This window comes from Micromonospora sp. WMMA1947 (genome assembly GCF_027497355.1).
GTDB lineage: Bacteria > Actinomycetota > Actinomycetes > Mycobacteriales > Micromonosporaceae > Micromonospora.
In genome coordinates, this window is sequence record NZ_CP114909.1 from 4,747,515 (window position 1) to 4,761,792 (window position 14,278).

At 73.5% G+C, this 14,278-nt stretch carries 13 protein-coding genes; 7 read left to right on the forward strand and 6 right to left on the reverse strand.

All coding sequences use genetic code 11. The annotated features are described in order from the left end of the window. Complete coding sequence (locus O7604_RS22395) at nt 1-1,350, forward strand: hypothetical protein (RefSeq protein WP_281577665.1); 1,350 nt, start codon at nt 1-3, stop codon at nt 1,348-1,350. A gap of 270 nt (nt 1,351-1,620) precedes the next feature. Here O7604_RS22395 and O7604_RS22400 read toward each other — a convergent pair whose 3' ends face one another. From O7604_RS22400 to O7604_RS22420, 5 genes are read right to left on the reverse strand one after another with little or no spacing between them, the layout of a single operon-like run. Then, on the reverse strand, nt 1,621-2,301 hold the full coding sequence (locus tag O7604_RS22400; RefSeq protein ID WP_281577666.1) for an SGNH/GDSL hydrolase family protein: 681 nt from the start codon (nt 2,299-2,301) through the stop codon (nt 1,621-1,623). A gap of 42 nt (nt 2,302-2,343) precedes the next feature. Beyond that, nucleotides 2,344-2,976, reverse strand: coding sequence for an HAD family hydrolase (locus O7604_RS22405; protein WP_281577667.1), 633 nt, complete (start codon nt 2,974-2,976; stop codon nt 2,344-2,346). Next, on the reverse strand, nt 2,973-3,365 hold the full coding sequence (locus O7604_RS22410; RefSeq protein WP_269705726.1) for an MmcQ/YjbR family DNA-binding protein: 393 nt from the start codon (nt 3,363-3,365) through the stop codon (nt 2,973-2,975). The genes O7604_RS22405 and O7604_RS22410 overlap by 4 nt, the downstream gene beginning before the upstream one ends. A 50-nt stretch (nt 3,366-3,415) precedes the next feature. After that, nucleotides 3,416-4,636 (reverse strand): MFS transporter, encoded by a 1,221-nt coding sequence (locus tag O7604_RS22415; RefSeq protein ID WP_281577668.1) that lies wholly within the window; start codon nt 4,634-4,636, stop codon nt 3,416-3,418. Next, nucleotides 4,633-6,195 carry an AMP-binding protein gene (locus O7604_RS22420; protein ID WP_281577669.1) on the reverse strand — a complete coding sequence of 521 codons (1,563 nt, stop codon included), beginning with the start codon at nt 6,193-6,195 and terminating at the stop codon, nt 4,633-4,635. The genes O7604_RS22415 and O7604_RS22420 overlap by 4 nt, the downstream gene beginning before the upstream one ends. Before the next feature lie 312 nt (nt 6,196-6,507). On the opposite strand from O7604_RS22420, the gene O7604_RS22425 reads away from it, so the two are divergent. The 6 genes from O7604_RS22425 to O7604_RS22450 all read left to right on the forward strand — a co-directional run bounded on the left by O7604_RS22425 (nt 6,508) and on the right by O7604_RS22450 (nt 12,773). After that, the gene (locus O7604_RS22425; protein ID WP_269707077.1) at nt 6,508-7,791 is read left to right on the forward strand and encodes an SGNH/GDSL hydrolase family protein; all 1,284 of its coding nucleotides are present in this window, start codon (nt 6,508-6,510) and stop codon (nt 7,789-7,791) included. 67 nt (nt 7,792-7,858) lie between these two features. After that, on the forward strand, nt 7,859-9,082 hold the full coding sequence (locus O7604_RS22430) for a cytochrome P450 (protein WP_281577670.1): 1,224 nt from the start codon (nt 7,859-7,861) through the stop codon (nt 9,080-9,082). After that, nucleotides 9,079-10,053: an alpha/beta hydrolase gene (locus O7604_RS22435; protein ID WP_281577671.1), complete on the forward strand. Its 975-nt coding sequence runs from the start codon at nt 9,079-9,081 to the stop codon at nt 10,051-10,053. Before O7604_RS22430 ends, O7604_RS22435 begins: the two co-directional genes overlap by 4 nt. Then, complete coding sequence (locus tag O7604_RS22440; protein ID WP_281577672.1) at nt 10,046-11,149, forward strand: alpha-hydroxy acid oxidase; 1,104 nt, start codon at nt 10,046-10,048, stop codon at nt 11,147-11,149. The genes O7604_RS22435 and O7604_RS22440 overlap by 8 nt, the downstream gene beginning before the upstream one ends. 1 nt (nt 11,150) lies before the next feature. Beyond that, entirely contained in the window at nt 11,151-12,494 is a 1,344-nt protein-coding gene (locus O7604_RS22445; protein WP_281577673.1) for a PLP-dependent aminotransferase family protein, read from the forward strand. Between the two features lie 27 nt (nt 12,495-12,521). Then, on the forward strand, nt 12,522-12,773 hold the full coding sequence (locus O7604_RS22450; protein WP_269705733.1) for a hypothetical protein: 252 nt from the start codon (nt 12,522-12,524) through the stop codon (nt 12,771-12,773). 67 nt (nt 12,774-12,840) lie between these two features. Here O7604_RS22450 and O7604_RS22455 read toward each other — a convergent pair whose 3' ends face one another. Next, a complete protein-coding gene (locus tag O7604_RS22455; protein WP_116506178.1) occupies nt 12,841-14,277 on the reverse strand; it encodes a glycine hydroxymethyltransferase in 1,437 nt (478 codons plus the stop codon). Between the last annotated feature and the right edge of the window lies 1 nt (nt 14,278).

The following is a 14,278-nucleotide window of genomic DNA, read 5'->3' on the forward strand; positions in this document are numbered from 1 at the left end:
ATGGACCCGAACTACACGTGGCCGCCGCTCGGCCAGGCGTGGACCGACCTGCCCGAGTCCACCCGTACCGCGATGGTGACCACCGGCGCCGCGGCGTGGGAGAAGATCTTCCACGGCCGGGCCACGTACAACAAGCAGTGGCGGCTGGCCCGCCCGCCCGTGTTCACCGCCGACGCGTTCCGCGAGCTGAACGAGGTGTGCGACCGTATCGCCCAGCTCATCCTGGAGGCCTGCCGGCGTCGCGCCCGTACCGCCGGTGAGCTGCGCCTGCTGCTCGACGTGCCGGACGGCGAGACCCGGCTGCTCGACCCGGACGAGGAACTGCACGAAGGGCTGCTCGCCGCGTACCGGCCGGACGTGCTGTTCTCCGGCGGCGTGCCGTGCATCGTGGAGTACAACATCGACAGCAGCCTCGGCGGCGGCTTCGACGCCGACACCGTCATCCAGCGGTACGCCGAGCTGTACGGCACGCACGGCCTGCTCGACGGCGCGCGGCCCGCGCCGTCCCTGCTGGAGCAGCGGTTCGTGGCCATCCGGGACACGCTCGGCCTGGCCGACGGCGCCCGGGTGGCGCTGCTGATGGACTTCGAGGCCGACTATCCGGGGCTGGACGACCCGGAGACGTTCATCCGGATCCTGTCCCCGCTGATCGACCAGGCCCGCCCGTTCGGCATCGACCTGGTCATCGCCCCGGTCGCCACCGCAGCCCTCGACGAGCAGAACCGGCTGGTCGTCGGCGGGGCCCCGGTGGACGCCCTGTTCCGGCTGTTCGTGCCCAACCGCGTCACGCCCAGCCCCGGCCTGGACGCGGTGGCCGGCGCGCTCGCCGCCGGCACGCTCCCGATGTTCGTCAGCAGCGCCGCCTGGCTGCTCAGCAACAAGCTGAACTACGCCTGGCTCTGGGCCGACCTGGACCTGCTGGCGGAGGACGACCGGTCGCTGATCCGCCGGTACGTGCCGCACACCGTCGCGCTCACCGCCGACCAGCTCGACCGGGCGCTCGCCGAACAGGCCGACCTGGTCGCCAAGCCGGCCGGCGGCTCGGCCGGGCACGGGGTGCTGATCGGCCGGGAGATGACAGCTGTGGCGTGGGCGGACGGGGTACGCGCGGCCATCGCCGAGGGCGGCAACATCCTGCAGCGCTACCACGAGGCGGATCGGGTGGCGATGGACTTCGTGCAGATCGAGACCGGTGAGACGGTCACCGCCGACGTCCCGTACAGCCTCGCCCCGTACCTGTTCGACCGCACCGAATCGGGCGCGCTGGCGCGAGTCGGCTACCCGGGTTGCGACGAGGTCCTCAACCTGGCGAGAGGCGTCCTCCTGACCGGCATCCTCCTGACCGACTGACCCCGGTCCCTCCCCGTCCCCCCGTCTCCCCGTTCCCGTTCCCCCCTCCTCCCTCCCAGCGTTGATCAAGGAGTTTGTGTCCTCGCGGGGGCGTGTGACCGACCCAAACTCCTTGGTCAACAACGTGGATCCGGCCCGGCGATTGGCCTCGGCCCCTGACTCCGTTGATCATGAAGTTGGCGGGGACAAAATGGACGCAGAGCGCCGTCAACTTCATGATCAACGGGGGCGGAGGCGGAGGCGGGGGCGGGGCGGAGGCGCCGGGCGCGGTCAGGGGTGGGGGAGGTGGGTGGAGAGGACCTTCAGGGTTTCGGCGGTGGCTATCGCGTCGCTGCGGGCGCTGCCGTGCCGGCCGTCGCTGCTGTACAGCGACGGGTCGGCCACCAGCGGATGGTCGGTCAGGTGGACGTGCAGCGTGCCCAGCCGTTCGGCCACGCCCCGGGTGTGCCGGGACAGCAGGCGCATCCGCTCGCCGAGCGCCGCGCGCAACGTCTCCGGCACCGCCGGGCTGTGCGACACGTCGAACATGCCCACGGTGATCACGTCCGCCCCGGCCTCCCGCAGCGCGGTGATCATGGCGGTCAGCTCGGCGTCGACCGCTTCGGCGTCGTAGGCGGACCGGAACGCGTCGTTGCCGCCGCACACCACGAGGGCCAGGTCCGGTTCGAAGGCCAGCGCGTCGGCGAGCTGGGTGGCCCGGACCTCGTGCGCGCGCAGTCCGCGCCGGCCCAGGTTCCGGTAGGCCAGTTCCGGGCGTATCGCGCGCAGCTCGGCGGCGATCCGGTCGGCCCACTGGAGGTCGGGGTAGCCGTCGGCCGGCTCGCACAGCCCTTCCGCGACGCTGTCACCCAGCACCACGAACCGGCGCCACGGGTGCCCGCGCAGCAGGTCGGCGGCCTCTCCCGGCCGCAGGCACCACGGGTCGGTTGCCTCGGTCAACGTCGATGGCATGACCGGCAGGCTAGCCGAGCGCCCGGCGCGGCAAAAGAGGGCTCAGGGCAGCAGGGCCAGCAGTTCCGCGGGCCGGGTCAGGCTGAGGTCGGCCGGCTCGTCGGGGTCGTACTGGTGACCCCACGCGGCTGCCACCGCGACCGCGCCGCTGCGCCGCGCGGCGCGTACGTCCAGTGGCGAGTCACCCACGTACGCGGCACGGCCGGGCGGCACGCCGAGCCGCCGGCAGGCCCCGTCCACACCGTCGGGCGCCGGTTTGGGGCGCTCGACCTGGTCTCCACCGAGGACGACCTCGAAGTGACCGAGCAGTCCCGCCCGGTTGAGCAGGATCTCGGCGGCCCGGTGGCTCGCGCCGGTGAACACGCCCACCGGCACCCGGGCAGCGATCCGGGCGAGCGCGTCCGCGACGCCGGGGTAGACGCGTACCCGCCCGGCGAGCGCATGCAGCTCGGTGTGGTAGCGGTCCAGGTCAGCGCCGGAGGCGGGCCGGCGCAGCAGGTGGGTCAGCAGGTCGATCGGGGAGCCGATCGAGTAGCCGGCGATCACCTCGGCGTCGGTGTACGACGGCCCGCCGCCGGCGCGAACCGCCGCCCGGTACGCCGCCGGCACCACCGCGTGCGACTCGACGAGCGTGCCGTCCATGTCGAACACGATCGCGTCCACCGGGCCGGTCACGCGCCCTCAGCCCGGTGTGCGGCGGCGAGCCGCTTCGGGGCGCGGGCGTGCCACGCCTCGGTGACCAGCTCGGTCAGCTCGTCCACGTCGATCCGGTCGAGCCGGACCAGCACGGCCGGGTATCCGTCGAGGTGCGGCGTGGTGAAGTAGACCGCCGGGTCGTCGGCGAGCAGCGCCTCCTTGGCGCCCAGGTCGGGCACCCGGACGCCGAGGATCGGGCCGTCGGGTGCGGCGTCGCCGAGCGCATCGAGGTCGCTGCGGCGCAGCGGCCGTTCCCAGACGAACATCTTGTCGCGCACCCGCCAGGCGGGCAGGTCGTCGTACGAGCCGCGCTCGGTGGTCTCCGGCAGCGCAAGCGCGATGCGCCGCACGTCGTCCCAGGTCGCCATGGCCCGACCCTACCGCCGACCCCCGACACGGTGGCCCGGACCGGGTGGGCTCAGACCGGCGTGGGCGTGGCCGGTTCCGCCGCCGCCCGCCGGGACGCGCGGGTCAGCAGCAGCGGCGCCACGGTCAGCACCAGGCAGACCACCGACATCACCAGCAGTGCCGGGGTCAGGTCGAGCAGTGCCACCGACCACCCGCCGAGCAGCGCGCCGACGGGCAGGCCGAGGAACGCCACCGAGCCGGAGATGCCCAGCACCCGGGTCTGCAGCTCGCCCGGCACCCGCTGGTAGAGCGTGGCGCCGAGCAGCGGGTTCACCGCCGCGATGCCGATGCCGGACAGGAACGTCACCACGAGCACCACGACCAGGTCGTCGCTGAGCGCCAGCGCGAGCAGCCGGGGCGCGCCGCTGAGCGTCAGCCCCAGCGCGAACGTCGTGCCGGCGGGCAGCCGGGTGCCGAACATCGTGAACAGCACGTTGCCCAGCAGCGCGCCGCCCGAGAACACGCCGAGCAGCAGACCGAACCCGGCCGGGTCGCCGAGCACCTGGTTGACCCACAGCGGGATCCAGACCGCGACGCTGGCGTTGGCGAACATGTTCGACACCGACACCACGATCAGCATGATCATCAGCGTCCGGTCGGTGCGCAGGTACGCGAACCCGCCGCGCAGCGCCCGCAGATAGGGCTCCCGGGGCGCGGGCTGCGCCGGCGCCGGCGGCCGGACCAGCACGCCGATCAGCAGCGCGCAGACCGCGAACGTGGCCGCGTCGATCCAGATGGCCCGGGTCAGCCCCACCCAGTCGATGAGCAGCCCGCCGAGCACCGCGCCGAACAGCGTCATGCCCCGGGCCAGGCCGTCGTAGGCGCTGGTGAGCCGGATCAGCGGCACCCCGGCCCGCTCGGCCGCCGGTTTGAACAGCACGTGCTTGACCCGGTCGCCGATGCCGCGCAACCCGCCGGCGATCGCCACCAGCACCAGCAGCGTGCCGAAGCCGAGCCAGGGCGCCAGCGCCACCACGGCCATCGCGACCGCGCTCGCCGCGTCCACGAACACCGAGGTACGGCGTACCCCGAACCGGTCCGCCCAGGGGGTCGCGAGCGCGCTGGAGAGCATGTACGGAAGCGTCTCCGCCGCCGCGACCAGTCCCATCTTGGTGGGGCTGCCGGTGGTCTCCAGCACCAGCCAGGGGATGGCGACCACCGAAATCCGGGTGCCGAGGTTGGACAGCAGGTCGGCGCCGACCAGGGTGTACAACTCCCGGCGCGGGTTCACGCCGGACTGCCGATCGGGTCGGCGCCGGCCGGATGGGCGGCGGCGTACCGGGCGCGCAACGCGCGCTTGTCCACCTTCGCGGACCGGTTCAGCGGCAGCGCGTCGACGAACTCGACAGCGCCGGGCGCCCACGTCTCACTCAGCTCCCGGACCACGAGCGCGATCAGCTCCTCGCCGGTCACGGACGCGTCCGGCGCGGGCACCACGTACGCGTGCGGCAGTTCCCCGGCCACCGGGTCCGGTACGCCGATGACGGCGGCGGCGCGTACCTCGGGGTGGCCGGCGAGCACGTCCTCGATGGGGCGGGAGTAGATCGGCCAGCTGCGCTGCCGGGTGAGGATGCGGTCCTGTAACCGGTCGACCAGGTAGAGGTAGCCGTCGGCGTCGAGGTGCCCGATGTCGCGGGTGCGGACCCAGCCGTCGACGAGCGTGTCGGCGGTCAGCTCCGGCTGGCCGTGGTAGCCGGCGAAGCTCAGCTTGGTGCGCACCCACACCTCGCCGTCGGTGCCGGCGGGCAGCACCCGGCCGTCGGCGTCGCGGATCTCGACAGTCACGTCGCCGTACGGGCGGCCGCAGGAGCGCAGTCGCTCCGGGTGCTCCGGGTCCTCGGTGAGTCCGGGCAGCGCGCAGATGACGACCGCCTCGCTGAGCCCGTACACGATGCGCAGGCACGGGCCGAAGCGGGCGATGGCCTGGCGCAGCCGGGCCGGCGCGGCGGGCCCGGCGCCCACGTTGAACATGAACATCGCGGAGAAGTCGGCGCCCGGCAGGTCGGGGTGGTCGAGCACCTCGTAGAGCATCGGCGGGGTGACGAACGTGGAGGTGAGCCGCTCGGCGTCCACGGTGGCGATGAACACCGCCGGGTCCCACTGCTCGCGGAGGAACAGCACGCCGCCGGTGAACAGGTTGAACAACGTGGTGATTTGGCCGCTCGCGAGCCACATCGGGGAGTGCGACAGGTGCCGCAGCAGCGGGAAACCGGCGCCCCGGAAGTCGGCGGCCAGGGCCAGCACCTGCCGGTAGAAGCTCTCCCGGTGGTGCACCAGCTTCGGCGTGCCGGTGGTGCCGCTGGTCTGCAGGAACGACTCCGGCGCGGGCACCGCGGCGGGCAGCTGGACCGCCGGCCCGGCGGCCTCGGCGGTCAGGTCCGGCCCGGCGCCGCCGGGGCCGAGGCAGAGCACCGGTACGCCGGACAGGCCCGCCGCCACCTCCACCGCCTGGGCGTCGCGCGGGTCGTGGACGAACGCCTCCGGCGCGGACAGCGCGACGAACTCGTCGACCTCCCGCCGCGAGGTCACCGGCGCGACCCACATGCTCCGGCAGCCGAGCAGGTGCAGGGCCAGTTGCAGCAGCGGGCCCTCGACCGTGTTGCCGAGCATCACCAGCACCGCCGCGCCGGGGCGTACCCCGTGGTGGTGCAACGCGGCGGCGAGGCCGCGCACCTGCGCGGCGACCTGGGGGTAGGTGAGGCGGCGCCCGCCGCCGACGAGCGCCTCCCGGTCGCCGAACCCGGCGAACAGCTCCAGCGCCTCGTGCACGTAGTTCGGCCGGTCGGTCATCGGGCAGCCCCCATCATGGTCCGCGAGCGGCGTCCGGCCAGGTCAGGGCCGGGACAGGACGGCAGGTGCCAGGGTCGGCGACCGCACCGCCGCCAGTCCCGAGCCTAGGCAGCCGTGGTCCACGGCGGACAGAGCCGATCGTCGCTGCGTCACGCCCCCCGGGCATTTGATCATGTCGATCAGGTTGATTGACGCTCGTCACAGCCGGAAGCTAGTTTCCGGTCCATCGCCCGGGCCGGTGCCGCCGACCGCGTCACGCCCGGGGCTGCCGACCATGGAGGATCGATGCCGACCCCGAAGAGATGGCACGTCATAGCTTCCGCCGTAACGCTGCTGATCGCCGCAACCCCCGCGGTCACCGCCAGCGCCGGCCCGACCGACACCGACCGCGCCGGGCACGCGCGCGCCGAGTGGGCCGGAACCTGGGCCGCGGCGGTGACCCGCGGGAACACCGTGGGCCTGACCGAGACCGGCCTGAACAACCAGAGCATCCGGATGACCGTGCAGACCACTGTCGGCGGGCCGCGCCTGCGGGTGCGGCTGACCAACCTCTACGGCCAGCAGGCCATCCAGGTGGGCCGCGCCACCATCGCCCGGCCGAACACCGCCACCCCCGACGACCTGTCGGACATCGTCCCGGCCAGCGTCCGCCAGCTGACGTTCTCCGGCGCCGGCTCGGCCACCATCAACAAGGGCGCCGAGCTGCTCAGCGACCCGGTGGCTTTCCCGGTGACCGAGCAGGAGGACCTGGTGGTCACCCTGTACTTCCCGGTGCTCACCGGTCCGGTCACGTTCCACGGCCAGTCCCGGGTCACCAACTTCATCGGTGCCACCGACCTCACCTCGGCGGCCGACGGCGCCGGCTTCACCATCCGGCCCAACTGCTGCTGGATGTTCCTGTCCGGCATCGACGTGGAGCGCAAGGTCACGCCCGGCTCCGTGGTGGTGCTGGGTGACTCCATCAGCGACGGCAATGGCAGCACCGTCAACGCCGACCGCCGCTGGCCGGACTACCTGGCCAAGCGGCTGATCGACGCCCGGCCGGACCCGCGTACGCCGGGTGTGCTCAACCTCAGCCTGGCCGGCAACCGGCTCAACCACGAGGGCACCGAGCCCGGCGCGGGCGACTTCCCCGGCTACTACGAACTCGGCCCGAACGCGCTCGCCCGGCTCAACGAGGACGTCTTCCCGCAGACCGGGGTGCGTACCGTCATCACCCACCTGGGCATCAACGACATCTGGATGAACGGCGACAGCCCCGAGGCGATCATCGCCACGCTGCGCCAGCTCAACCGGCAGGTCCAGGCGCGTGGCCTGACCAGCATCGCGGGCACGCTCATGCCGTACGAGGGCAACGGCGGGCCGGGCGTGTGGACGCCGGAGAAGGACGCCACCCGCCAGGCCGTCAACACCTGGCTGCGCGGGCCGGGCCGGGCCGAGTTCGACGGCATCGTCGACTTCGACGCGGTGATGCGGGATCCGGCCCAGCCGAGCCGGCTGTTGCCGGCGTACGACTCGGGTGACCACATCCACCCGAACGACACGGGCGCTGCGGTGATGGCGAACGCCGTACCACTGAAGCTGCTCGGACTGTGACACCGGGCGGGGGCGGCGGTCGACACGACGCCGCCCCCGCCGCCGTTTTCCTGGGGAGGAAAAGACAGTGGACGTCAGCGAGATCCTGACCGGCCTCTACAGCGAACAGGGCCGGCAGAACCCCTATCCCTTCTACGCGGCCCTGCACGAGCACGGGCCGATCAACGCCGTTCCGGCCCGGGCCGAGCACAGCACCGTCAGCGCGGTGGCCGGCGGGTACGACGTGGTGGACCAGATCCTGCGCGATCCCAGCTGGTACAAGGGTTTCCCGCCCGGCTGGGAGGAGCAGGAGATCCTGCGTACGTTCCTGACCTCGATGATGTTCGTGAACCCGCCGGACCACACCCGGATGCGCGCGGTGTTCGCCAAGACGTTCACCCCGCGCCGGCTGGGCGCGCTGGAGCCAGTGATCGAGCGGATCGTCGCCGAACGCCTGGACCACCTGGCCGAGGCGGGCGCGGACGGCCACGAGGTGGACTTCGTGGCCGATTTCGCCTACCCGGTCCCGGCGCTGGTGATGGCCGAGTTCATCGGCCTGCCGGCGGCCGACCTGTCCTGGTACCGGCAGCGGGTCGACTGGATCGACGAGTACATGGACGTGTCCGGCAAGACGCCGGAGCGGCTGGCCCGGGCCAACCAGGCCGCCGACGAACTGCGCGTCTACTACCGGGACCTGATCGCCCACCGGCGCCGCGCGCCCGGCCACGACCTGATCAGCGGCCTGGTCGAGGTGCTCGACGCGGGCGGCGTCGACCTCACCGAGGAGGAGTTGATCAGCAACCTGATCGTGCTGTTCAACGCCAGCTTCGTCACCACCGTCTACATGTTCAGCAACGGCTTGCCGCTGCTGCTGGACCACCCGGACGTGACCGCCGCGCTGCCGGGCGACGACGAACTGGCCCGCGGCTGCGTGGAGGAGGTGCTGCGGATGGAGAGCCCGGTGCACTTCCTGGCCCGCTCCGCGCCCGCCGGCGTCGACCTCGGCGGCGTACCGATCGGCCGCGACGACAACGTGCTGCTGCTGATCGCCGCCGCCAACCGCGACCCGGCCCGGTTCCCCGACCCGGACCGCTTCGACCCGCACCGCGACGGCCCGCCGTCGCTCGCCTTCGGTGTCGGGCTGCACTTCTGCCTCGGCTCGGCGGTGTCCCGGCTGGAGGGCCGGCTGGCGCTGCCGCGCCTGTTCGCGCGCTTCCCCCGGCTCGCCATAACCCAGCCCTACACGTACAGCGGGAGCCTGTTCCTGCGCGGAATCGACAAACTCTTCGTCACCACAGGGGAGGCCGGATGACACTCGATCCGCAGGTGGTCGCGTGGCGGGCCGCACGGGCCGCCGCCGGCACCGCGCCGCTCTACACCCAGACCCTCGCGCAGGCCCGCGCCGCCGACCTCGCCGCGATCCGCGCCGGCTCCGGCGTGGTCGAGCCGGTCGCCGAGGTACGCGACACGACGGTGCCCGGCCCGGCCGGGCCGCTGCCGGTGCGGATCCACCGGCCGGACGGCGACGGCCCGCTGCCCACGCTCGTCTACTTCTTCGGGGGCGGCTGGACGCTCGGCAGTGTCGACACCGCCGACGGGATCTGCCGGCGGCTGGTCAACCTCACCGGCGCGCAGACCGTGACGGTCGGCTACCGGCTCGCCCCGGAGCACCCGTTCCCGGCCGCGGTGGAGGACTGCCACGCCGCGCTGCGGCACCTCGCCGCGCACGCCGCCGAGTTCCGCGTCGACCCGGACCGGCTCGCGGTGGGCGGCGACAGCGCGGGCGGGAACCTGGCCGCCGCGGTGACGCTGCTGGCGCGCGCCGACGGCGGTCCCCGGCTCGCCGCCCAGTTGCTGGTCTACCCGAACACCGACCAGCGGCCCGGGCACCGCCCGGCCGACGACGAGGATCCGCTGCTGTTCAACAGGCACTCGGTCGGCTGGTACCGGAGCCACTACCTCGCCGACCCGGGCGACGCGGCGCACCCGCTGGCGTCACCGCTGCTCGCCGAGGACCTGAGCGGCCTGCCCCCGGCGCTGGTGATCACCGCCGGGCACGATCCGCTGCGCGACGAGGGACTGCGGTACGCCGAGCGGCTGCGCGAGGCCGGTGTGCCCACCGAGACGGACGACCACCCGGGGATGGTGCACGGGTTCTTCGCCATGCCCGGCGTGTTCGACGCCGGACGGGAGGCCCAGGAGCGCGCCGCCGCCTTCCTGCGCCGCGCGTTCGGGCTCGACCCGGCGCACGCGCGGGCGGCGACGGGTGCCGACCATGGCTGACCCGGCCGACGGGTTCGTGCCGCCGGCCAGCCTGGCCGACTTCGCCGCGCCGGCCCGGGCCGTGCTTCCCGCCGACGTGTGGGACTTCGTCGACGGCGGGAGCGGCACCGAGACCGCCCTGGCCGCGAACCGGGCCGCGCTGGACCGGGTGGCGGTGCTGCCCCGGATGCTGGCCGGTGTGGACGACCCGTCCACCGAGGCGACGCTGCCCGGCGGCCGGGCCGCGATGCCGGTGGCTGTCGCGCCGATGGCGTACCAGCGGCTGCTGCACCCCGGCGGCGAGCCGGCGCTCGCGGCGGCGGCCCGCGCGGCGGGCGTGCCCTACGTGGCCAGCACGCTGGCGAGCACCCCGATCGAGGAGATCGCGGCGACCGGCGCGACGGTGTGGTTCCAGCTCTACTGGCTGCGCGACCGGGCGCTGGTGGCCGACCTGCTCGACCGGGCGTCGGCGGCCGGCTGCGCGGCGGTGATGGTGACCGTGGACGTGCCGGTGCTCGGGCGGCGCCTGCGCGACGCGCGCAACGGCTTCGCGCTACCGCCGCACGTCACCGCCGCGATCCTGCCCGGCGGCCGGGACGACCTGGCGCACCAGGGCACCCCCGGCGTCTCGGCGGTGGCCGTACACACCGGCGCGGTCTTCGCTCCGGCGCTGAGCTGGGCGGACCTCGACTGGCTGCGCGCGCGTACCCCGGTGCCGTTGCTCGTCAAGGGCATCCTGGACCCGCGCGACGCGGTCCGCGCGGCGGACGCCGGCGTCGACGCCGTGGTGGTCTCCAACCACGGCGGACGGCAACTCGACGCCGCCCCGGCCAGCGCGGCCGTGCTGCCGGAGGTGGTCGAGGCGGTCGACCAGCGGTGCGCGGTGCTGCTGGACAGCGGCATCCGCGGCGGTGTCGACGTGCTGCGCGCGCTGGCGCTCGGCGCGGACGGCGTGCTGCTGGGCCGGCCGCTGCTCTGGGCCCTGGCCGCCGGTGGCCGGGCCGGCGCCGAGGCGGCACTGGCGCTGCTCGCGGCGGAACTGCGCGACGCGCTCATCCTCAGCGGCTGCTCCGACCCGGCCTCGGCCCGGCGGCTGCGTACCCGGATCGGAGGCTGACGTGGAACCGGTCGACCTGGCCGTCACGGCGCTGCACGGCAGCGTCGGCGACCCGGCGCTGAACTCGATGAACTTCCTCAACGAGGTGGCGCAGCACTACCCGGACGCGGTGTCGCTGGCGGCCGGACGGCCGTACGAGGAGTTCTTCGACTCGGCGGTGCTGCACACGCACCTGGACCGCTTCCGCCGCTACCTCGCCGAGGACGTCGGACTGGACCGGGCCGGCGTGGACCGGACGCTGCTGCAGTACGGCCGCACCAAGGGCGTCGTGCACCACCTGATCGCCCGGCACCTCGCCGTGGACGAGGGGCTCACCGTCGACCCGGAGTCGGTGGTGGTGACCGTCGGCTGCCAGGAGGCCATGTTCCTGGTGCTGCGCGCGTTGCGGGCCGGCCCGGCCGACGTGCTGTTCGCGGTCGCGCCCACGTACGTCGGCCTCACCGGCGCGGCCCGCCTGGTCGACCTGCCGGTGCGCCCGGTGGCCGGTGGTCCCGGCGGCGTCGACCTGGCCGACCTGCGCGCCGGGGTGCGCCGGGCCCGCGCGGAGGGGCTGCGCCCCCGGGGCTGCTACGTGATGCCGGACTTCGCCAACCCGTCGGGCGTCAGCATGGACACCGCGCAGCGGCGGCGGCTGCTGGACCTGGCCGCCGAGGAGGACCTGCTGCTGATCGAGGACAACCCGTACGGCCTGTTCCCGGCCGACGGCACCGACCGGCGGCCCACCCTGAAGGCGCTGGACACCGCGCGCCGGGTGGTCTACCTCGGCTCGTTCGCCAAGACCGTGCTACCCGGCGCCCGGGTCGGCTACGTGGTGGCCGACCAGCGGGTGGGGGAGGCGGACGGCGCCGTGGTCCCGCTCGCCGACCACCTCGCGAAGATCAAGAGCATGGTCACCGTGAACACGTCGCCGATCAGCCAGGCGGTGATCGGCGGCGCGTTGCTGGCACACGACTGCTCGCTGGTGGCCGCGAACGTGCGGGAGCGGGCCGCGTACGCCCGTAACCTGCGCCACCTGGTCGACGGCCTGGCCCGGCGCTTCCCGGCCGGCGGGCCGGTCTCCTGGACCGTCCCGGCGGGCGGGTTCTTCGTGGTGGTGAGCGTGCCGTTCGCGGTGGACGACGCGCTGCTGCACCGTTCGGCGCGCGAGTACGGTGTGCTCTGGACCCCGATGGCGCACTTCTACGACGCGGGCACGCCGGTGAACGCGCTGCGGCTGTCGGTGAGCGCCGTCACACCCGAGTCGATCGATGTCGGCCTGGACGGGCTGGCCGCGCTGGTCACGGACACCATGACGGCCGAGGTGACGCCACAGTGTCAGGGTTCCGCCACAGTGCGTGTTTCCTGAGGCCGTTCGTCTGTTGATAATGGACGAATGGTTGCCTGGGAGTACGCGTTGCTCGTTCGTCGGTATCAGGGTCAGGGTCGCAATTTCCACGTCTCGTTCGTGTGGTACGGCCCGGACGGGTCACGCACCGACGTGACCGCGTACGGCGACACCGCGATCGCGCACCTCAACCGGGTCGGCCGGGAGGGCTGGGAACTGGTGTCCGCCGCCGAGGACGTGAACAACGTGCAGGGCAGCACCGAGGTCCACCGCTACCACCTGAAGCGCCCGCTGAACTGACCCCGTGAACCGCCGGCGCCCCGCGAGACCGTTCTCCCGGGGCGCCGCTTCGTGTTCCGTCGGGCGCTCAGCCCAGGTCGACCGCCGGGTAGAGCGGGAACGGCGTGAGCAGGTCGGCGGCCTGCTTGCCGACCGACTCGGCGACCGCCGGGTCCAGCACGTACTTCGCCTTCGACGGCGCGCCGTCCGGGCCGGTGCCGGGCGTGGTCTGGCTGAGCACGGTGTGGATCAGCTCAGCCGTGGCGTCCATCTCGGCGGCGCCGAGGCCCCGGGTGGTCAGCGCCGGGGTGCCGATGCGGATGCCGGAGGTGTACCAGGCGCCGTTCGGGTCCTGCGGCACCGAGTTGCGGTTGGTCACGATGCCCGAGTCCAGCAGCGCCTGCTCGGCCTGCCGGCCGGTCAGGCCGTAGCCGGACACGTCGATGAGCACCAGGTGGTTGTCGGTGCCGCCGGTGACCAGCGTCGCGCCCCGGCGCAGCAGCCCGTCGGCCAGCGCCTGCGCGTTGTCGACGATCCGCTGGGCGTAGTCGGCGAAGTCGGGGCGGCGCGCCTCGGCCAGCGCGACCGCCTTGGCGGCCATCACGTGCGGCAGCGGCCCGCCGAGCACCATCGGGCAGCCCCGGTCGACCTGGTCGGCCAGCTCCGGCCCGCAGAGCACCATGCCGCCGCGCGGGCCGCGCAGCGACTTGTGCGTGGTGGTGGTGACGATGTGGGCGTGCGGCACCGGGTCGAAGTCGCCGGTGAAGACCTTGCCGGCGACCAGCCCGGCGAAGTGGGCCATGTCGACCATGAAGGTGGCGCCGACCGAGTCGGCGATCTCCCGCATGATCCGGAAGTTGACCTTCCGGGGGTACGCGGAGTAGCCGGCGACCAGGATCAGCGGCTTGAACTCGCGGGCCGCCTCGGCCACCCGGTCGTAGTCGATCAGGCCGGTGGCCGGGTCGGTGCCGTAGCTGCGCTGGTCGAACATCTTGCCGGAGATGTTCGGCCGGAAGCCGTGGGTGAGGTGGCCGCCCGCGTCCAGCGACATGCCGAGCATCCGCTGGTTGCCCAGCTCGCGGCGCAGCGCGAACCAGTCGGCCTCGGTGAGGTCGTTGACCTGCCGGGCCTGCGCCTTCTTCAGCGCGGGCGACTCGACCCGGTCGGCCAGGATCGCCCAGAACGCGACCAGGTTGGCGTCGATGCCCGAGTGCGGCTGCACGTACGCGTGGGACGCGCCGAACAGTTCCCGGGCGTGCTCGGCGGCGAGCGCCTCGACGGTGTCGACGTTCTGGCAGCCGGCGTAGAACCGGCGTCCGACGGTGCCCTCGGCGTACTTGTCGCTGAACCAGTTGCCCATCGCCAGCAGCGTCGCCGGGGAGGCGTAGTTCTCGCTGGCGATGAGCTTGAGCGACTCGCGCTGGTCGGCCAGTTCCGCGGCGATGGCGTCGGCGACCCGCGGCTCGACGCCGCGGACGACCTCCAGCGCGCTGCGGAAGGCGGTGGACTCGGCGTTGCGCGACATG

What these genes read in the sequence shown, in the direction of transcription:
- O7604_RS22395 (WP_281577665.1), top strand. Translation starts at nt 1, where the DNA reads ATGGACCCGAACTACACGTGGCCGCCGCTCGGCCAGGCGTGGACCGAC.
- O7604_RS22400 (WP_281577666.1), bottom strand. Translation starts at nt 2,301, where the DNA reads ATGCCATCGACGTTGACCGAGGCAACCGACCCGTGGTGCCTGCGGCCG.
- O7604_RS22410 (WP_269705726.1), bottom strand. Translation starts at nt 3,365, where the DNA reads ATGGCGACCTGGGACGACGTGCGGCGCATCGCGCTTGCGCTGCCGGAG.
- O7604_RS22420 (WP_281577669.1), bottom strand. Translation starts at nt 6,195, where the DNA reads ATGACCGACCGGCCGAACTACGTGCACGAGGCGCTGGAGCTGTTCGCC.
- O7604_RS22435 (WP_281577671.1), top strand. Translation starts at nt 9,079, where the DNA reads ATGACACTCGATCCGCAGGTGGTCGCGTGGCGGGCCGCACGGGCCGCC.
- O7604_RS22440 (WP_281577672.1), top strand. Translation starts at nt 10,046, where the DNA reads ATGGCTGACCCGGCCGACGGGTTCGTGCCGCCGGCCAGCCTGGCCGAC.
- O7604_RS22450 (WP_269705733.1), top strand. Translation starts at nt 12,522, where the DNA reads ATGGTTGCCTGGGAGTACGCGTTGCTCGTTCGTCGGTATCAGGGTCAG.
- O7604_RS22455 (WP_116506178.1), bottom strand. Translation starts at nt 14,277, where the DNA reads ATGTCGCGCAACGCCGAGTCCACCGCCTTCCGCAGCGCGCTGGAGGTC.